General features: G+C 55.3%; 13 protein-coding genes. 3 read left to right on the top strand and 10 right to left on the bottom strand.

Annotated elements, in window-relative coordinates:
* Nucleotide 1: 1 nt before the first annotated feature.
* The 9 genes from bcsD to KGP26_RS09010 all read right to left on the bottom strand — a co-directional run bounded on the left by bcsD (nucleotide 2) and on the right by KGP26_RS09010 (nucleotide 14,109).
* Nucleotides 2-487: a cellulose biosynthesis protein BcsD gene (gene bcsD / locus KGP26_RS09050; protein WP_223665304.1), complete on the bottom strand. Its 486-nt coding sequence runs from the start codon at nucleotides 485-487 to the stop codon at nucleotides 2-4.
* Between the two features lie 2 nt (nucleotides 488-489).
* Nucleotides 490-4,479, bottom strand: a complete 3,990-nt coding sequence (locus tag KGP26_RS09045; RefSeq protein WP_223665303.1) for a cellulose biosynthesis protein BcsC — start codon at nucleotides 4,477-4,479, stop codon at nucleotides 490-492.
* Between the two features lie 36 nt (nucleotides 4,480-4,515).
* A complete protein-coding gene (bcsB, locus tag KGP26_RS09040) occupies nucleotides 4,516-6,942 on the bottom strand; it encodes a cellulose biosynthesis cyclic di-GMP-binding regulatory protein BcsB (protein WP_223665302.1) in 2,427 nt (808 codons plus the stop codon).
* Entirely contained in the window at nucleotides 6,939-9,050 is a 2,112-nt protein-coding gene (gene bcsA / locus KGP26_RS09035; RefSeq protein ID WP_059200259.1) for a UDP-forming cellulose synthase catalytic subunit, read from the bottom strand. Before bcsA ends, bcsB begins: the two co-directional genes overlap by 4 nt.
* A 17-nt stretch (nucleotides 9,051-9,067) precedes the next feature.
* Nucleotides 9,068-9,874 carry a cellulose biosynthesis protein BcsQ gene (bcsQ, locus tag KGP26_RS09030; protein WP_037375089.1) on the bottom strand — a complete coding sequence of 269 codons (807 nt, stop codon included), beginning with the start codon at nucleotides 9,872-9,874 and terminating at the stop codon, nucleotides 9,068-9,070.
* Nucleotides 9,865-10,398, bottom strand: a complete 534-nt coding sequence (locus KGP26_RS09025) for a cellulose biosynthesis protein BcsO (protein ID WP_094982957.1) — start codon at nucleotides 10,396-10,398, stop codon at nucleotides 9,865-9,867. The genes bcsQ and KGP26_RS09025 overlap by 10 nt, the downstream gene beginning before the upstream one ends.
* A 443-nt stretch (nucleotides 10,399-10,841) precedes the next feature.
* Nucleotides 10,842-11,795, bottom strand: coding sequence for a DNA-binding protein YbiB (ybiB, locus tag KGP26_RS09020; RefSeq protein ID WP_223665632.1), 954 nt, complete (start codon nucleotides 11,793-11,795; stop codon nucleotides 10,842-10,844).
* Nucleotides 11,796-11,832: 37 nt separating this feature from the next.
* Nucleotides 11,833-12,465 (bottom strand): FMN-binding negative transcriptional regulator, encoded by a 633-nt coding sequence (locus KGP26_RS09015; protein WP_218519639.1) that lies wholly within the window; start codon nucleotides 12,463-12,465, stop codon nucleotides 11,833-11,835.
* Between the two features lie 225 nt (nucleotides 12,466-12,690).
* A complete protein-coding gene (locus KGP26_RS09010) occupies nucleotides 12,691-14,109 on the bottom strand; it encodes an MFS transporter (protein ID WP_223665301.1) in 1,419 nt (472 codons plus the stop codon).
* Between the two features lie 98 nt (nucleotides 14,110-14,207).
* Here KGP26_RS09010 and KGP26_RS09005 point away from each other — a divergent pair, with 98 nt between their 5' ends.
* On the top strand, nucleotides 14,208-15,038 hold the full coding sequence (locus KGP26_RS09005; protein WP_021180495.1) for a helix-turn-helix transcriptional regulator: 831 nt from the start codon (nucleotides 14,208-14,210) through the stop codon (nucleotides 15,036-15,038).
* Here the strand turns inward: KGP26_RS09005 and dinG are convergent, their stop codons facing one another.
* Nucleotides 15,039-17,240 carry an ATP-dependent DNA helicase DinG gene (gene dinG / locus KGP26_RS09000; RefSeq protein ID WP_059200254.1) on the bottom strand — a complete coding sequence of 734 codons (2,202 nt, stop codon included), beginning with the start codon at nucleotides 17,238-17,240 and terminating at the stop codon, nucleotides 15,039-15,041.
* A 363-nt stretch (nucleotides 17,241-17,603) separates the two neighbouring features.
* Between dinG and ompC the strand changes: the two genes are divergently transcribed.
* Nucleotides 17,604-18,698 (top strand): porin OmpC, encoded by a 1,095-nt coding sequence (gene ompC / locus KGP26_RS08995; protein WP_021805140.1) that lies wholly within the window; start codon nucleotides 17,604-17,606, stop codon nucleotides 18,696-18,698.
* A gap of 192 nt (nucleotides 18,699-18,890) precedes the next feature.
* A complete protein-coding gene (locus KGP26_RS08990) occupies nucleotides 18,891-19,727 on the top strand; it encodes a GNAT family N-acetyltransferase (protein ID WP_223665300.1) in 837 nt (278 codons plus the stop codon).
* Nucleotides 19,728-19,740: the final 13 nt, after the last annotated feature.

The raw sequence follows: 19,740 nt of genomic DNA, 5'->3' as shown, positions 1-19,740 counted from the left end.
TTTACCTGCGTTGCTCGTTTCTGTAGCAAAAGACCAGGGTGTTATCCTTGGCCGGGCTGTGCCAGCGCAGGGAAACATGCGGTTCTCCGCCCTGAGCCAGCAGCCAGGCGTCATAGGCCCCCTCAAGCACCGTGGCAAAAGAGAGTGCCCAGACGTCCTCGTTGGCCGGATCGGCACTGTGCGGGTAGGCATAATGAGTCAGGATCATCTGTTCGCCATTCGCCTCAATCTGCACCCTGCCCCAGTCAAACTGACGTAGTAAGGCATTGAGAGCATCCTCCAACTCTCCCACCGTTTCCGCCTCAGGTAATGGCAGCTTCTTCGCCAGGTTGCTCCCCATCAAACGCAGAAAATCGCGGCTATCCGCAGCATCAGCAGAAGCCAGGATGCCGGAGAACACCACTTCGATCAGATCCTGCCAACCCGCCTTAAACTGACGCTGGCGATAATAATCAAGCTCATACCAGGTAGTGTTACTATCTTGCATGGTTATTTTCCATCTAACAGATATTTAAAATAGAGCAAAGCCGTGCTCTCGGAATAGCTGCCGAAAGTGTCATAACCCAACTGCCCCCCAACCAACACGCTTGGCGTGACCTTATAGGTTCCCCCCGCCTTCAGGCTGTAACCAATGCCACTCTTGTCCTCGCTGGCATATCTGGCCTCTTTGCCGTACCCCTGGCTGACCAGGCTTTCCAGTTGAGACTGGAGATTCGGATCGTTCGGGTAGTACAGGCTTTCCTGATTGTTATAGGTCTGATAACCGACGTTGCCGCTCAGCATATAGGTGAAGTTATTCTGCTTTTTGGTGTACTCCACCGGCAGCGAGATGCTGAGATAGTCCTGCGGGCTGAAGTAACCCCCTTGGCCATAGCTGAAATAGCTGAGGTTTTTGTCAAAATCCATATAGTTGACGTTAACGCCCACCTTCAGCTCGCTATCATCATCCTTATAAGGGCGGATGTAGGCTCCAAGGATGCCGGTCACGCTATGGTTATCTGCCACGTTATCACCCACGTAGCTGTAATATCCCGCGCCACCGTAAGCTCCGAGTACGCCATCATCGTATCCAAGATTTACGCCGCCGCCGTTCTTGGTCACCGCCCCCCATTTCTTGCCGGTGATGGTATCTTCGGTCCCGACATAGGAGAGCAGGCTATCTTTTACCGCGCGGCGTTCAAGCGTCATATCCAGCGTTGAGTGCTCGGTCAGCTTGGGTGACCATTTCACGCCCCCCACCACCGAACTGATGCCGCTGCCCATTGGCGTACTGCCCACGTCCAGCTTATAGCTGTCGCCGCTTAACGCTAACGCCAGTTCAACCCCGGTATCTTGCTGCTGTCCCGGTGAGTCGGCATAGATATCGTTAGGGCCAAAGGTTTTCGGCTGCGTCACCAGGCCCGCCAGCGTCTGCCTTTCGTTAAAGGCCTGATCCTGCGCCACCGTGGCGGCGGCGCACTCTGGCGAAGTGGCGTCAATAGAACACAGGCTATCGCGGGTGGCATGCAGTTGCTGATAGCGCAGATCGGCGGCCTGTGCGGCAGCAATCGAGTTCTGTGAGGCAATGACGGAGGCCTGAGTTGCGGCCTCGATAGCCCTGGCCTGTTGCAGCGCCCCGGTACCAAAACGGCTGTTGGCGCTGTCGGATGGCGTCCCGGATTTCAGCATCACCGGCGTCACATCAACACTGAGCCTGCCATTATCGAACGGCATGCCTGACAGAGTGATCGGGCTTCTCACTTCCGTGATATTACTCAGGCCATTTTCACCACTACTGTTATCGCGCAGAGAAATGTTTCCCTGTACCCAGGTGGCAGTCTTGTCCTGCACCTCGTCCATCAACTTATCAATCTGCTGCAAGGTAGGATTTTTCACCACCGCCGCAGGAGCACTAGTGTAACCCGGGGCAGCAACCTGCCAAGGCAGCACCTCACCGTAAGCCGAGGAGGAGGTATTCACGCTCGACGATACCGTGCTCTGCGAGGCAAACGGGTTATCCGCCAGCCGCAAACCGCCAATCACTGCCGGCCCCCCGCCTGGAGCACCTGTTACGCCATTGACCCGGTTTTTCGCCTCGCGCAGAAACACCATCGCCTGTGGATAGTTGCCGTCCGCTTGAGCAACGCGCGCCGCCAGCAGCAACTGATCCGGCGTTTTAAGCGCAGGCAAGCCGCGCAGCAACTGTTTGGCCCGATCGACATCGCCTTCGGACAATGCGACCCCAACGGCACCTTCGCGCGCCCCCTGGTTCAGACTGTCTCGGCTGAGCAGGTAGTTGTAAACCTGCCCGGCCTCTTTGTTCATATTGCCAGACTGATAGAGTCGCCCCATCGCCAGCATGATATCGGTATTTTGCGGGTCGTTTTGCAGCGCGCCGATCAGCTTGTCATACGCGGCGCTGTACTGCCCCTGCAAACGCAGTTTATCCGCCTCATTGATCACGCTGCCGTTGCGCAGTTGGCCAATCTCGCGGGTTGAACTGCGCGCCCGCAGCGCCGGGTTATTCAGCCAGGCATCGGCCTCCTGGCTTAACCCAGCCTGATTGAGCACCGCGATCTGGGCCGCGTAATCGCCCGCATTCCCTTTAACCCCCAGGCGCATGTTGTCACGCACCAGTTGGACCGCCGTTGAGGTATCCCCCACCGTCATCAAATCTTTTGCCAGTTCCCCAAGGGCTGCGGGTTCAGTCGGCGGCTTCTGCGCCAGCTGCCGCAAGATGGCCGCTGCGCTGACCGTGTTGCCCTGGCGAAGATAACTTTCCGCACTGGCCCGCTGCTGGTTGGCCGATGCAGTGGCCGCCAGAGCCCGCATGCTGCTGTTCTGCCTCCCTTGCGGGATACGCGCCATCAGGGTGGAAACGTTCAGCCAGTCGTTACGTTCTGAGGCAAACAGCGCTGCCGCGTACAGGCTGTCTGGCGAAGCGCCAACCTGCATCAGCGGGGAGATCAAGGTTTGCGCCTGCAACTCTTGCCCCTGTTTGTTCAGGATGCGTGCCATATCCAGCCGCACCCAAACGTTCGATGGCTGCTTTTCCAGCGCCTGTTGCAGGATCATCATCGCTCGCTGCGGATCGCCATTCTGCATGGCAGCCTCGGCCTGCCTGCGCTGAGGATCGACATTCACTCCCGCCACTACCTGCGAGACTTTAGGCCGTTGATCGGCTGGAATAGTTTGCAGTATCTGCGCAGCTTCCGGACCTTTATCACGCTGTTGCTGCAGCAAATAATACAGCCCCAGCCTGGCATCATTATTCTGCGGATTTTGCGTCAGCAAGCCGCGATACATCTGCTCAGACGCTGTGAAATCCCCTTTCTTGCGAGCCAGGTCGGCCCGGAACAGCGTCGCCGCATTGCCCTTATCCCCGGTGGCTCGGTTCAAGGGCGCACTGATCGCCAAGGCTTCATCCAATTGCCCTGCGTTGGCAGCCTGCTTGGCTTTATCCAATGTCGCATAAAACGCCGCTTCCTGAGCCAACGCTCCCCACTGCGCACTCTGTGGGCCGCCCTGTTTTGCCGCCTGGGTGAGGTAGTTCTCTGCCTGCGCGAAGTCGCCGCTGCGCATCGCCGTAAATCCCATCCCGGCCAAAGCATCCGCATCATTCGGGTTGCTCGCCAGGATAGCGGCAAACTGATCCTTGGCGCCGCCCAGATCCCCTTTATTCAGTTCGGAGAACCCAACGCCTTTGGCCGAACCGGCAATAGTCTGCTGATAATAGCCAGCCACGGCCTTGTCCTCCGGGTGCCGTTGCTGATAGGCATCATACAGCGGCTTGTCTGCCGGCAGCGGAGCCAGCCACAGCAGCGCCTGTTTCAACGCCTGGTCCGCTTCATTATTGTTCGGGGCCATCGCTGCCAACATATCGATCCCCTCACGGCGGGTCGATTCCTGATAGGTCAGCACCTTGCCCAGTACCACGCGAGTTTGCGAGTCATTGGGTTGAATAGTTAGCCGCTGCTTGAGGCCATCAATCGCCTCCTGCCTGCCAGCGGGTGACCCCGCCAAGGTGAGGTAATACTCGTTGGCGAGGTTATCGATTGGTGTCTTGCCGTTGAACACCGCCTGATAGGCCGCAGTTGCCTGGGCAAACTCCCCCTTGGCCGCCAACTGCCGAGCCTGCGCTAACAGATTCTTGGAGACCGATGGAGCGGCTTCGGTGTTACTCAACGCCTGGAGACGGGGATCGTTGGGCGCAACTGCACTCAGTTTTTTGCGCCAGATTTCGGCTTTGGCCTTATCCCCGCCCTGCATGGCATACAGGGATAGCAGATACATTGCCTCGGCGTTGTTCTCGTCGATCAACAGGATTTTCTGCAACGCTCCCTGAGCCAGTTCGTCATGCGATTTGTCATGCCAGTAAGCCGCCTGTTGAAACAGGGCTTTCAGCGCCGGGTTATTGTCATCCGCCAGCGCCGACACCGAAAAAATCGTCAGCCCGGCCAGGGAGACCCAATACAGTTTCTTTTTCAGCAATAGGTTCATTGGCGGCTCCTGTCTAGCTTCTGGTCGAGACGTGCTTTAACGTTCATCTTCTGCATCTCTCCCCAGGCGTTTGGCGGCGTGCTTGCGTAGCAAAATATACAGCCCCAGCCCCAACACCACGGAAATCCCCAAACCAGTCAGGGATAAAAGCACCACATGTTTACTGGCATACCAGATAAAGATCAGATACCAGGGCAGTTCCCCGCTCGGGAACTGTTCGCCAACCTGGAAACTGCGTACGCCGTTCTGATCGGTGATCACCGCCAGATCGCCACGCACCCCAGCGTTGATCCGGGCCGATTTCAGATCGCCATAGATTTTGTTCAAGCCATCGTCGGAAGAGGCGCTAGCCACCACCACCACCCGTTGCGGATCCCAACCGGAACGGAAGCTGAAAAATCCACGCCAGTCCGTCAATGAGGAGAGATAGCGATCGGCGTCGATGCCCTGGGTTCGCCAGTTACCTTTCAGGTAGGACTGCAATTTTTCCAGCGTAGACTGCGCCTTCACCACCAGCCCGCCGCTATCGTTTAGCGCAAAAGGCACCTGTTGCAACAGCCGCTGATAGAAGGCGCTCTGCGCCAGTGAGGCGACCACCAGCACGTCTTTGCCCTTGAAATCGTCCAACTCGCTCTCGTTGCCCCGCAGGCCAAAGCGGATATCCACGTTGCCAATCGAGCTGCCGGTAGCCGCACCTGAGCGAGCGGTCAGGTTCAACAGCATGCGTACTTCGCTGGCCGTGGGTTTTTCCGCCATTAACAGCACGGTTTGCGAAAAATCTGCCAGCTTGGAGAATGGGAAGGAAGCCCCGACGTAATACGAGAGATTGGGCAACTCGGTGAAATGGTAGGTATCGCTCAGATCAATATACGAGTTGGGCCCGATATGGCTCTTGAGGGTATTACTATCCGCCGGATCGCAGGAGGTACCGTTTTTCGGCACGATAGAGAAATAAAGCTCCAGCATGTTGTCGCCGTAAATCAGATACGGTGGCAGGGCCAAGGTGTATTGTTCCTGGCGAATGTCGCCGCCAAACTGGTGCCACAGCAGCTCCAGCAGTCCGTGTTTGTTCACCGAAAGGTTACGCAGGAAGGTGCCGTTCAGCGTGGCGCTGAGCTGGGATTTATTCTCATCGATCCAGTTGTCGGTGGGGAAACGGTAGTTGATTTGCAGCGGGACGTTTCTGCCATCCCACATAAACAGGTCCGGGGCGGCACGAAAAGCAATGCGCACCGCATCATGGTAAACGCCAGTGACGGTCAGTTCCTCATTACTGGCCACCAGCTTATCAAAGCTGACCGGCTTGCTGGTATCGATCCAGCGCGGGGCGTCATAGGGCTGGCGCAGCGGAATAGTCACCGGCTTCACCGCCAGCGACGCGGTTTTCTCCGGCAACGGCTGGCTGACCAGACGATAGGCGGCCTGGCGCATCTCGGTGGCGTTACGCCCCATTACCAGCAGCAGCTTGTAAACCGGGTTCAGCGGATTATCAATCATCTGGATGGTAGGTCCATCGGCCTGTGGCAGAGTCAACTGGCCAATCTGCTCGCCGGGGCGCGCAAAGATAATGCCGTTCTGCTCAGGCAAGCTGTCCTGCAACACCTGGAAGTTCAGGTTGTTATGGCGCGTAATTTTCCCCAGATAAGAGCTGACGATAGCGGCTGCGGCCACCTCTTCCGGCCGTTTTTCCTGGCCGAAGATCACGTCCACCAGGGTGGGTTGCATGGCCTGAGGATCGAAGAACGGGTTAGGGAATCGGCCAAGGTTCGGGCTGATATTCAGCACCTGGTTTTCCAGATGCAACTGGCTGGTTGGCAGCACCTTGAGCCAATACTTATTGGCCGCCCCCTTTTCGCACAACATGGCCGCATTGCTGCCGTTGCCGATGCTGAAACTCAGGTTGTTGCGCGCCACAATCATCGCGGCAGGGATTGGCACCCGCAAACTCACCTTGGCTTCTTGCAATTGGTTAAGCTTCTGGGTGCTCAAGGGTTGTCCATTGAGCATCAGTTGCAGTTCGGTATCGGTTCCCATCAGCGCTGGGGAGATTTCGAGATCCAGCACCAGATTGCCGTCCGTCACCACCCAATCCGAGGGTAAGGTAAAGGTGAAACCGGACTGCTGCTGCCAGTTGCTCAACGTCAAGCCATTGCTCTGCCCCATCTCGCCCACGCTGAGCGTAGAAGCAACCGACTGGTTGAAAACGGTGGCCGGCGGCGAAGCGATATCAAGCGGAGCTGTTTGCTCAGCACTGCCCGGCACTGCACCCGCTGGTGGAGCATCAGTTGGGCGCGGCAAGGTCGGAAAACCTGGTACCTCAACACTCTCGCTGGCATAAGGCATTGCAGGCTGCGGATCGGCCGCTATCGCCAGACCAGAAAGCCCCATCCCCAACATCAGGCCGCTGACCAGGGCAATGAACGTAGATCTGCCTGTCGGCAACTTGGTTTTCACCCGACTCATAGGGCTTGTTCCTTATCCCGCTTTAACTCAGGCCGTTTCTGCTGCTTTTTGGCCCGCCGATCGCGCCAGGAAAAATAGAACAACTCGAAAATGCAGCGCAGGACGCCCAGCAACGAACGTAGTGGCCGATCCTGTGGGAAAGGTTTGGTCTGGATCCAGGCATCCGCGCGCGCCAATACCACCCGTACCAACTCCCGCCGTTTTTCAATCGGCATCTCTTTGAACATTAAGCGGGTCACCGACTTGTCGGCATCGATCAGCTCTACCGGGAAACTGACGGCGCCGGACTTGAGCGATATTTCCACCTCTTCGATCGGATCGTTGAGGAAACGTTCGTCCGGCGTTTTCAATTTGACCCCGCCCATCGAAAGATCCAGGGTTTCGGTACGCATCGCCGCGCCGCTGGCAAAATACAGCACCGCAGGCAAAGTGGCATCGATACGGATGGTTTTTCGGACCTGGCGTGTTTCCCGCGCTACGGCAATGGCGGCCAGCAGGATAATCATACTGAAGCTGGCCCAGGCGATGTTCAGCATAATAACCTGCGGGTTGGCTCCATAGTGATCCGGCATCAACAGGCGGATCACCCCCCAGGCGGTACCGATTAACAGCAAGGACACGGCGATAATATGCGGCCGGACAATATGGAAGTCGAAATAGTTAACGTCCAGCAACGCGCCTTTATCCGTCACGTTAAACTTGCCGTGCTTTGGCGAGATCATCGTCAGCAGGGTTGGTATTACCAGATGGAAACACATCACTGTCTCATAGATTTCCCCCCAGAACGAATAACGATAGCGCCCGTTGGCTCTGGAGTTGATATAGATAGACATCACCAGATGCGGTAACACATAGGCGAAAATCAGCCCGGCGGAGGAGGCAATGATATTGAGGTTGAACAGCAGATAAACCAGCGGAGCCACGCAGAATATCACCCTGGGTAAGCCGTACTGGAAATGCAGCATGGCGTTCAGATAGCATAAACGCTGCTGCCAGGTCAGGCCGCGCCCCAGCAAGGGATTATCCACCCGGAAGATCTGCGTCATGCCACGCGCCCAGCGGGTACGTTGGATCACGTGCAACCCCAAGCGTTCGGTAGCCAGCCCGGCGGCCAATGGCAATGCCAGGAATGCCGTGTTCCAGCCCCGGCGCTGCATCTTCAAAGCGGTATGGGCATCTTCGGTCACGGTTTCTACCGCAAAACCGCCCACCTCTTCCAGCGCCGAACGGCGGATCACGGCACAGGAGCCACAGAAGAAAGTGGCGTTCCAGTTATCATTACCCTGCTGCACCGGCCCGTAGAACAGTGCGCCTTCGTTAGGGACTTTGCTCGCCTCTGACAGGTTGCGTTCAAACGGATCCGGGGAATAGAAGTAGTGCGGAGTCTGGATCAACGCCAGGCGCTCATCCACCAGGAAGCTGCCGACCGTCGCCTGCAAGAAGGCGCGGGTTGCCACGTGATCGCAGTCAAACACGGTGATCAATTCACCCTGCGTCACTTTCATCGCGTTATTCAGATTGCCCGCTTTGGCATGGTGGTTATTGTTGCGGGTAATATAGCCTACGCCCGCATCGGCACAGAATACGGCAAACTCATTACGTTTGCCGTCATCCAGCACGTAGATTTTCATTTTGTCTTTCGGATAGTCAATGCACTGCGCCGCCAGGATGGTATCGCGCACCACGTCCATACTTTCGTTGTAAGTAGGAATATAGACATCTACCGTTGGCCATAGCGACGTGTCGTCGGGCAGCGGTTCAATAGTGCGTTTTAATGACCAGGTGGTCTGAATATAACCAAACAGCAATATCACCAGGGCATACAGCTCGGTGATAAACAGGGCAATACCTAGCACAGCCTCCAGAGTACTGTTGAAATGCAGGGTTTCTGTCGCGCGCCAGTAGATGTAACGTAATGACATCAGGGTCGACATCACAATCATTACCAGGGTAACTTTTTTGCTTTTACTTACCCCTAAGATAAATACGATCGCAATGCAGATCAGGCCAAAGATATACTGATTATCACTGCTCATGGGGGCAATGATAATCAACAGGATAAAAGGTAAGGCCAACAGCAGTAAGAAATAAAAGAGTATTTTATTCATAACCAACCAGACAATCCTTACGAAGAGCCATAAATAGACGTAGTATGATGATACGTCCCATCTCCAACACTAAGCCCTAAAATTACTGCGACCTTTTTACTGATCTGCTCAATATCAAATGCAGCAGCCGACACTGGGCTAATATCCATAATCGCCCGTTGCGATGCATTGGCCTCTGGGACACACTCATCGCGGTGGATGGTACCCAGTAGTTTGTCTTGCAAACGCTGCTCAAAGAAATGGGTCACATCCCTGCTCAACGTACGCCGCATGTCACTCTGGTTGACCACATAATACTCGCCGACCTCATTGCTGGCGGGCGCACTCATAAATTTATGCTGCTCAATAGTGGGCAATAAACTGAGCGATGCGGTATCGGCCAGCAACACCATAATGCGCATGTCCGCCGCGACCTGCATGGCCTGTACTGCTGCGTTACGCCCTGGCGGCATATCGGCAATTACCACCATGCCGGGGATCTTCAGCACCGCACTCAGGCCACGTTGGATAAACATTGGCTCATTGAGCAGATTGTCATCGAACTGAAGTCGCTGCTCATCGGTGACGTCACCGTAAGGTAAAACGAACAGGTTCGGCCCAACCTTGAGAATAAATTGGCTCCAATCGGATAAACTCGCCGACTGAGCAACAAAACCTCGGTTATCGGAAATAGGCACGCCAAAATGCAGCCTTAACGCATTCTGCGAGTCGAAGTCGACCACCAACACCTTACTGCCGCTACGGGCCAATGCATAAGCCAAATTAGCAGTAACCGTGGTTTTCCCTACCCCTCCTTTCGGAGAACAAACACAAACTAACGGCATGAGGCAATAGACTCTAAAAGTGGTTTGAGTAATGTATTGCGACCGGCATCCATCACCTCACCGGCAGTCGACATTTTCTTGCTGAACATCTGCTTGAAACGTTGATTCTCTGGCTGTGGGGCTGGCGATGGGGTGCTTGCAAGCGAATTAAAAGGGTTACCCTGAGCAGGAAGGGGACGTGAGCTTTCCGGCTGGGCATTTTTGGTAAGCTTAGGCTCCGCCGGAGGAGCGAAACGATCAAAATTATGAGGAATGTGGCCGGGCAAGGCGCTATTTTCTGTTATCACCGTCTTGGGTTGTACAGGTGGTTCGCCCGCTAAAGGTGCGCTGGAAAAAAGATCCGTACCAGCGATCGGCGTTGGCTGCGAGCTGTTGGTAGGGACACCCCCATTGCCTGCTACCTGCTCAACAATAGACCAGCGATACGGCGCCGATGCTACATCGTCTCGGGGAAACTCTTTATAATCAATCCCTTTGAGATTTGTCTTATCTTTAAATCCTTGGACATCATCATATTTACTCATAATCCCGACCTATAAGCTTACGCTTGGCACTGTATGAATACATACAAATCACGAATGTGAAATAGCGTGATCTATAACCCAAATACAGAATGGAAAATCGTCTATGTATTTTAAGCGCTTCTCTTCTTATGATTTAGATAGAGTAGCTTACAAGTCCTTTTTTACAACCAAGATGGAGCAAACCTCCGTCATCGATGGAAAGTCATGCAAGACCCCAAAAGCTGGTGAGCTGAGTGTAATCTACTTCTTTAAAGTTATACACTGAGTTTTAAACGTTTTTATCCCGTCTTATCACATATCCCACCAGCTTATGCCATAATTTAAGTGGTTAGTAATATATAGTCTGGTATTGGAGATTTTTTTACTTAAAATAACCAACATAACAGTGATAAATACTCGGAGCGAAGGTATTCACCCCGAGTAATAGCAGGTAATAAGGGAGATTATCGCAACCTGACCAGCCCATGCTCCAATGTCTCCACTTGGCCGGTAGCGACCAGGCAGCAGGCAACCTGCCGAGCGATAGGCTCGGGAATGGCAACCTCACCAGCCAGACAACGTTCCGTCCAACGCGCCGTAGTTGCGGCATCCTTGGCGGCAGGCACCTCAGCCAACGCATCCTGTTCTGGCCGTTCCAGCAAAATCTGCTGCTGACCACCGACGATATAGTGGATTTTTGGACAGCGTTGCGGATTGGCGTAAGCCTCCCCTTCGGTACCATGCATCAGCAATCCCCGTGCACCGATCTGGCAGAAAAATGAGGCAACGCGCTCGACGTATTCCGGATGAGAAACGCTGGCGATGCGCAGCACGTCCTGCTCACCAAATGGCGTCGCCAATTTTGCCAGGGTATGGGCGCTGTTACGCACGCCCATCTTCCAGCGCAGCCCAAGCTGTTTTTCCAACGCTGGCGCAAGCGCCGACACGGGGATAAACACCGCATCTCCGCCGTCCAAACGCCGTTGGGCAGTCTGGGGATCTTCAGACCACGGCACCCCAAGCTCACGGAAAATCTCTGCGCTGGTGACACGCGTGCTGTCGTTTACTACGCCGTGAACCAAGACCGGCAACCCTACCCTGGCCATTAACAGCGCCAGTAACGGCGTCAGGTTGGCCTGTTTACGAGCGCCGTTGTAACTGGGTAGCACCACCGGCATCGGACGGCCCTGTGGGGGTTGCAACCGCATCACCTGCTGTTGCATTGCCTGATAGAAGCCAAGCATTTCCTCCTCGGCCTCTCCCTTGATACGCATGGCAATCAGGATGGCTCCCAACTCCAGGGGCGGCACAGCATCGGCCAGCATCGCCTGATAGAGCTCAAAAGCCGTTTGCCGATCCAGATCGCGCGCATGGTTCTTGCCACGGCCTATTTCTTTGATAATTTTGCTGTAATCCATCGTTCGCCCTGCAGATAACATTTGCACTAAGCATACCTTATCCGCGACGGCGCTCAACCTCATCGGCAAGTTGCTGCTGGCAATCGTCACCGGCTCGCAGGCCGTCGATCACCCCGTCGATATCTTCAGCGCTGCGGTTCTGGCTCATTTTCCATTTCCCTTCACGCCGGGTGACGGCGATTTCGATGCCAATAATGCCTTTGATATTGGCGGCAATATACTCCGCAGGCGCATCGTCAAGACGCCAAGGTTGCGGCTGGTTACCTTCATGCACCGCCGTCAGTTCCGTCAGCAACTGACGCAACCAGGCGCTATCTTGCGTGACCGCTGGCGTTCCCCACATGTGTACGGCGGCATAATTCCAGGTCGGCACCGCTTTGCCAGTGCGCCGCTTGGTTTCATACCATCCCGGCGAGATATAGCCTTCGGCCCCTTGGAATACTATCAGGCATTCTTGCCCGGCTTGCAGCACCGACCAATGTGGGTTACCTCGCGATAAATGCGCCCTGAGTGTCAGTTGCCCTTGCTCATCGATATCTATCAGAAAGGGGATCGGATCCGCCATCAGCCCTTGGGGTCCCTGGCTAATGAGCATCCCCAGTGGGTTGGCACGCACCAAGGCTATCTGGGCGTCCAAATCGTCTTCACGGAATGACGCTATCTGGTACATGGCTGACGTTCTCCTTATTTTATTGCTGAGAGCTTGCGGATATAGCGAGATCTAGTGGATTAAGGCAGTATCCGCAAGCATAAAATAGAATGATGTATTCCCCGTCATACATGGCATGAAAAATGGGGATCTATGTCGCTATAGCAGCGATCGCCGTAGCAGTGGGGTTCCGGTGATAACTGATAAATTACAACGCAGCGCCGGGCAAACCGGCGCAATAATGCTTTAATCGCCCCTAGCTAGCTGCCGATGGGTGAAGATCAGCAAGACCAAAGCAACCAGCATCGCCAACAGGTTGTAACCCATGGCACCAGCAAAGGCGCTGGCATAATGCTGTGGATCTGCGCCCCCGGCCAGCAACGGAACAAAGAACATGCCGCTGGCCGCAATCCCCAGAGCACCGCCTACCTGCTGCACCGTTGACACCAAGCCTGCCGCCATACCGGCCTGATGCTCCTTCGCCAAGCCAAGCACCCAATTAAGCAATGGCGTCATACTCAATGCCTGACCAAAGCCCAAAATCATCAGGCCGGGTAAAAGTTGTAACGGATGGCTGAACGCTCGCCCCCATAGCACCTGCACCACCAGCAATACCATGCCACTGGCGTAGACCACCACCCCGCCTGCCAACACAATATTCCCCCAACGTTGCCCCCAGCCCGGAGCCAAAAAGGAGGCCAGCATAAAGGCGGCACTGGCCGGAGCAAACAGGCAACCCGCCTGGAACGGCGTCAGCCCTATTCCGGCCTGTAGCAGTAGGGCAAAACAGAGAAAGAATGAGGATGCGGTGGAGTAAATCGCCAGCACAATTACCGTGCCGCGGGCAAAGTGACCTTGGCGAAATAGCGCCGGATCGAGCACCGCATCACCGGAGTGACGGGCAAGTTGCCGTTCCCAACGCACAAACCAGGCTAACAGCGCCACTGCCAGCACCATCATCGGCACGGTCCACCAAGGCCAGTGACGCGATGGGCCTTCCAGTAACGGGAACAGTAGCAGCAGCAAACCGCCAGCGGCCAGCAGCAGACCTTTAGCATCCAGCCGCTGCGCCTGCTCCAGCCTTGACTCCGGAATACGTCGTGCCGCCATCACCGCCAGCACGCCAATCGGCAGGTTGATCAGAAAGATCATGCGCCAACTGCTGCCCAGAATATTGGCCTCGATAATAAAACCGCCCAACACCTGGCCACAAATCGCCGCCAGCCCCAGCGTCATCCCCAAACGAGCAAAGGCTCGCCGCCGCTGCTCCTCGCCATACAGTACGCGCAATAAGGCATAAATTTGTGGAAACAGCAGCGCCGCCGCCGCACCTTGCAAAAAGCGGGCAACAATCAGCACCCACAGCGAACCTGCCAAACCGCAAAGCGTCGAGGTCAGCGCAAAAGCCAACATGCCATAGCTAAACATACGCCGCCGACCGAAGCAGTCTCCCAAGCGTCCGCCAGCAATCAGCAAGATGCCGAAGGCCAGTTCATAACCAGCGATAATCAGCCCAACTTCAGCAAAGCTGGCGTTGAACTGTTGCTGGATCACCGGCACCGCTACGTTAACCACAAACAAATCGAACATGGTGACGAACCCACCGAGTAACAACACCGGCAGCCCCGGTAATCCGGCCTTTCTGTCAGACAAGGTATGCTCCATAACGCCTCCTGATAACATGATGGCGGCAGTATGGAACATGCTTTAAACTGTTACTATATAGCCAATTATACTATTACCAAGAGTAACAGGACCCGCCGATGCCACCACGTACCCTTAACCGCACCCGTCAAGAGCTGGCAGATTTCCTGCGTATGAAGCGTGAAAAACTCTCTCCCCAGGCCGTTGGCCTTCCGAGCGGCACGCGGCGGCGTACGCCTGGGCTAAGGCGTGAAGAAGTTGCCGCCTTGGCTGGCGTGGGCCTGACCTGGTACACCTGGCTGGAACAAGGGCGGGAAATCAATGCTTCGGTGGGATTTCTGGAGGATCTGGCGCGGGTTCTGAAGCTGGATGCGACCGAACGCTATCATCTGTTTTTACTGGCGCATCAGCGGCCCCCGGTAATAGCAGGCCACCAGTGGTGCCAGGTCACGCCGTTGGTACGCCGCTTGCTGGACGATCTTACCCTGCGCCCGGCCTATGTGATGAACCTGAGCTGGGATATTATCGCCTGGAACCCGGCGGCAGACCGCCTGTTTGCCATCGCTGAGCGTCAGCCACAGCAGCGCAATATGCTGTGGATGCTGTTTGCCGATCCCGAACTCAATCAACGGTTGATGGGATGGCAGGAGCAGGCGCCGCAAATCCTGGCCAGCTTTCGGCGTGATTACGCCCGCGCCCCGCAAGATGCCACCATGTTGCAACGCATTCAGGCTCTGAGCGAAGTATCCCCTCAATTTCGCCAACTGTGGCAGCAGCACGATATTCATGGCCGCTGCCAGGGGCAACGTACTTTCCTGGTTGCAGGGGCAGGTGAAGTGACGTTTGAACACGCCTCGTTTATTGTCGATGAAGACAACCACCTGCGGTTGGTCATGTACAGCGCACAGCCTGATTGTCCCGCCAGTGCCGCCTTTGAGGCAATGCTGTAATCAGCGGGTACGGCGGCGAGCAAACGGATTTTTGCGCTTTTTCTCTTTCTTGGCGGCCTCTGCCGCAGATTTCAATGCCGCCTTATGGGCTTTGTCCGCTTCCGGCACTTCGCGCTGTTCGATCGGGAACACCGGCAGCGCCGCCAACAGGCGTGAACCATAGCTCTTGGTCAACAGACGGCGGTCATAAATCACGATTTCACCGTGGCACTCGTTGCTTCGGATCAGGCGGCCCACCTGTTGGATCAGGTTAAACGACGCGCTTGGCAGGCTCTGCACCTCAAACGGATAACGATTGAGGGATTTAAGCCATTCGCCCTCGGTAAGGATCACCGGGCTGTCGATCGGCGGGAAGGCAATCTTGTGGATATGCACCTGGGTCAGCAGTTCACCTTTCAGATCCAAGCCTTCGGCAAATGACTGTAGCCCGACCAACACGCTGGCAGTGCCCTTCTCTACCCGCTTACGGTGTTCTTCCACCAGCCGGTAGCGTGGCTGATCTCCCTGCACCAGCAACATCAGACGCAGATCGGTGACATAGCTGAGGAAGGTCTGCATCGCACGGTGGCTGCTGAACAGGATCAGCATCCCCTTGTGCTGGCCGCTGGCCTGCTCGCCACGGAAAAAGCGCGCCATCTCTTCCAGATGCTCGGCCTCGTTGGCCATCGCCGGTTCAAAACGCATCTTGGGAATGACGATTTTACCCTGTTCGACGTGATTAAACGGCGAAGACAGCGTTTCAAAGCGATCGCCCGCCTTCTCGCTCAGCCCGCTCATCTCTTGCAGCCGTGAAAAACTATTCAATGAGCGTAACGTTGCCGAGGTGACCACCACGTGTGGCACCTTGCGCCACAGCAGTTTTTCCAACTGATCGCTGACGCGGATGCCCACGCAATGCAGATAAAGATGGGTAACGTTATCGCGTAGTTCACGCGCAATCCATTTGGAGATCGGCGCGTTGGAGGATTTATCCATCGCCGCCAGCCGCCACAGCTTGCTCATCGCTTCCAGGTAGCCCAGCGTGCGGCTCATCTGGATGATGGAACGATGCAACCGCACAATATCGTGCTTGCCGGTCTGCTCGGTGAGGTCGTTAAGAATAAATTCGGCCAGGCCGCGCAGGCCGTCCGTCAGTTTGAACAGGCGCGCGCAGATCTCGACCATTTCGGCAGGAAGTTCACCCATTTCGAAGCGATATTCGGCGTTGCCGCTGTCTGGCGGCAGATAGGCGTTGGCCTGGTGCTCAAAAATCTGGATCAGCTCGCGCAATTCTTCACAGTGGTTTTTTAGCCGTTCGCTATTGGCCAACCCCGGCGGGTTCTTTGGCCGGTACTGCGTCATGCACTGTTCCACCTGGCGCACGATCATATCGAGCTGGAGGTTGGTTGACAGCGCGGTGATCTCACCGTCAATCTCCAGCGCATCCCGTGCCACCTCCGGCAGATGATGGCCTTCGTCCAGCACCAGCAGCAACTCTTTCGGGTTCGGCAATACCGACTCGGTTTCCAGCGCCGCCATCACCAGCGCGTGGTTGGCTACCACCACGTCGGCGGTTTCAATTTCTTTGCGGGCGATGTAGAACGGGCATTCACGAATATAGTGGCAGTTGCGCCCCAGGCAGTTGGCCTTGTCGGTACTCAGCTTGCCCCATAGGGGGTCATCGATCGATAGCGGGTAGTGATCGCGCAGGCCATCCCATTCATGGCGCGCCAGGGCTTTCGCCAGCTTTTGGCACAGCGCCTGCTCTTCACCACTGGACGGCGCCAGCTCGTCTTCGTCCAGGTACAGCATCAGATCGCCCTGTTCGACCACGTCGGTGCTCATCGCCGCGAGATTACGCGGGCAAACATAGCGCCCACGGCCAAACGCGCCGGTGAATTTCAGATCGGGAATGATCTTTTTCAACAGCGGTAAATCTTTGCTGTAGATCTGATCCTGCAGCGCCACGTTGGCGGTACTGACCACCAACGGTTTGCTTTCGGCACGGCCAACGGCAATACCCGGTATCAGGTACGAGAGCGTTTTACCCACGCCGGTTGGCGCTTCGATCGCCAGATGGCGAGGGTAATCGCCGGCCAGAGTCTTCGCTACTTCAGCGATCATCTGTCGCTGAGGGGCACGGGAAATAAAATCCGGTATTTGCTGCTGCAGGGCTTTGTACCACTGGCCGATCTGATCTTTAACTGCGGGGGAAAGCGCCATTCAACTCTTATCTATACGAAATGATGGCGCTATTGTCCCACAGACCGCCCGCGGCGTCAGCCCGAGTTACGGTTGGCTTACCAACATTGCGAAACGCACCGCAATGCCCCCCTTCTCTCACAGTGAAACAGTGATTTTTTTGCGTATAACCTCGCATGTTTGCACAATAGGCCCCCCTCCTCTGAAACAAAAAACGCCTCTCCTGGATTATTTTTCACCCTTCGATATCCATTTACCTAACCTGTCATAAATACATCACACAACTGCGGTAAAAAATCTTCGCTGCGCTAACTCCGGCAGTAAAGTAAAACAGCGATACAGCTGATGATAAGCGTCTTTCAATCGTACAAAGCAGGGAACACCATGAAACCTAATCTTCTTGCCGTTATTGCGGCACTTTTTATTGCTCAGACCGCACAGGCAGCAGAGATCTACAATAAAGACGGTAACAAGCTTGATTTTTATGGCCGGGTAAAAGCACTGCACTATTTCTCTGACGATACCAGCAATGATGGTGATAAAACCTACGTACGTATCGGCTTTAAAGGGGCAACCCAGATTAACGATATGCTGACCGGCTACGGCCAGTGGGAATATCAGATCGCCGCCAACCATAGCGAATCGGATGGCACGAAAGACACTAAAACCCGTCTTGGTTTTGCTGGCTTGAAAGTGAAAAACTTTGGTTCATTTGACTATGGCCGTAACTACGGCGTTATTTACGACGTTGCTGCCTGGACGGATATGCTGCCGGAATTTGGCGATGACACCTATATCAAAACCGACAACTTTATGACCGGGCGCGCCAACGGCGTGGCTACCTACCGTAACAACGATTTCTTCGGCCTGGTCGACGGCCTGAAGTTCGCGTTGCAGTATCAGGGCAAGAACGAAAACGATGCCCGCGCCAACAGCAAAGCTAACGGCGACGGCTTCGGTCTGTCTTCCAGCTACGAAATCATCGATGGCGTCAGCGTTACGGCCGCCTATGCCTCCTCTAACCGGACTACCGGTCAGAAACAGAGCAGCTATGGCAAGGGGGATAAAGCCGACGTGTGGGCAACCGGCCTGAAATACGACGCCAACAGCGTGTATCTGGCCGCCACCTATGCGGAAACCCATAACCTGACGCCAATTTCCGGCACCGCGACCATTAATAATACCCCTACCTCAGTAAGCGGGTTTGCCAATAAAACCCAGAACGTGGAAGTGGTTGCGCAATATCAGTTCGACTTTGGCCTGCGCCCGTCACTAGCTTATGTCCAGTCCAAGGCTAAAGATATTGAAAATATCGGTGACACCGACCTGGTGAAATATATTGATGTGGGTGCTTACTATTACTTCAATAAAAACATGTCCACCTATGTGGATTATAAAATCAACCAACTCGATGACAACAACAAGCTAGGTCTAAAAAACGACGACGTGATTGCCGTGGCTTTGACCTATCAGTTCTGATTTACGCTGTGACACATAACCACTACTGCAATTTATAGCTACGGCTATTTCTGAAGTGACTTCGCCGGGCGAATTCGCCCGGCTTTTTCATCACGACTATTGCTCACAAATCCGACACAAACAGCTTAATACTTGCCTGATTGGCCAATCGCAGCTAGATATAGAGGTCTCATCGCTGCCTTTGGAACCGCCATGCCTATCGATAGCCAGTTCGAGTTTCACTCCGCCTTGCACTACAGCAGCATGCAGCTGGCGCAAATACTCAGCCACTGTTTTGAGAACTACATTGTTCCCTTTGTGATCGACGGCGAAACCTTTAGCAGCCGCTTTGCCGCCGAAGACCTCAGCCTGAACCACAGCATTGTCGTCACCCACCAGCAGCACCCGGTGGCGCTGGCCCTGATCGCGCGCCGGGGCCAACATAGCCGTGTGGCGGCCTTATCTATCCGCCCGGAAATGCGTGGCAGAGGGTTAGGCAGGACGTTGATGCAACGCATTATTGCGGATGCCCATACGCGAGGCGATCGCCGGCTTTCGCTGGAGGTGATCGCCGGTAATCAAGCGGCTCTGGCACTGTATCAACAGGTGGGCTTAGCCATCACCCGCACGCTATGGGGATTTCACGCCCCCTTGGCAACCCCGGAACCCTCGGCAACCTTGCAACCGATCGACCCGTTGGCACTTGCCCAGCAGATGACCGCCGACGGCCAACATGGCTTGCCGTGGTTAATTGCCCCAGAGTCGCTGTATAAACTGCCCGGCTCCCCGCGCGCCTTCACTCTGGAAAAGCAGGCTTTTGCTTTGGTTATGCCGGGCGCACAGCAGTGCCATCTGCGCATGATTTATGTGCCGCCAGCGCTTCGCGGCCAAGGCCAGGCGCGCCGTCTGTTGCAAGCGCTGCAAGCACAGTTTGCCCCACTGGCGCTGTCGGCCAATGTGTTTGTCCCAGACGACGTCGCTCCCTTCTTCCAGCACCTTGGCTGGCGTGAAGATCCTTTGCGTCAGTTTGAAATGACAATGGCGATCTGATGCTTTCCCCCTG

Origin of the sequence: Serratia sp. JSRIV002, from assembly GCF_019968725.1 — a bacterium.
GTDB classification, from domain to species: Bacteria; Pseudomonadota; Gammaproteobacteria; order Enterobacterales; family Enterobacteriaceae; genus Chania; species Chania fonticola_B.
This window is presented reverse-complemented; position numbering and strand designations above follow the sequence as displayed.

Coding starts and splice junctions, on each gene's coding strand:
- KGP26_RS09025 (WP_094982957.1), bottom strand. CDS start 10,398: ATGAGTAAATATGATGATGTCCAAGGATTTAAAGATAAGACAAATCTC.
- bcsA (WP_059200259.1), bottom strand. CDS start 9,050: ATGAATAAAATACTCTTTTATTTCTTACTGCTGTTGGCCTTACCTTTT.
- ybiB (WP_223665632.1), bottom strand. CDS start 11,795: ATGGATTACAGCAAAATTATCAAAGAAATAGGCCGTGGCAAGAACCAT.
- KGP26_RS08990 (WP_223665300.1), top strand. CDS start 18,891: ATGCCTATCGATAGCCAGTTCGAGTTTCACTCCGCCTTGCACTACAGC.
- ompC (WP_021805140.1), top strand. CDS start 17,604: ATGAAACCTAATCTTCTTGCCGTTATTGCGGCACTTTTTATTGCTCAG.
- bcsQ (WP_037375089.1), bottom strand. CDS start 9,874: ATGCCGTTAGTTTGTGTTTGTTCTCCGAAAGGAGGGGTAGGGAAAACC.
- KGP26_RS09005 (WP_021180495.1), top strand. CDS start 14,208: ATGCCACCACGTACCCTTAACCGCACCCGTCAAGAGCTGGCAGATTTC.
- dinG (WP_059200254.1), bottom strand. CDS start 17,240: ATGGCGCTTTCCCCCGCAGTTAAAGATCAGATCGGCCAGTGGTACAAA.
- bcsB (WP_223665302.1), bottom strand. CDS start 6,942: ATGAGTCGGGTGAAAACCAAGTTGCCGACAGGCAGATCTACGTTCATT.
- KGP26_RS09010 (WP_223665301.1), bottom strand. CDS start 14,109: ATGGAGCATACCTTGTCTGACAGAAAGGCCGGATTACCGGGGCTGCCG.
- KGP26_RS09045 (WP_223665303.1), bottom strand. CDS start 4,479: ATGAACCTATTGCTGAAAAAGAAACTGTATTGGGTCTCCCTGGCCGGG.
- KGP26_RS09015 (WP_218519639.1), bottom strand. CDS start 12,465: ATGTACCAGATAGCGTCATTCCGTGAAGACGATTTGGACGCCCAGATA.
- bcsD (WP_223665304.1), bottom strand. CDS start 487: ATGCAAGATAGTAACACTACCTGGTATGAGCTTGATTATTATCGCCAG.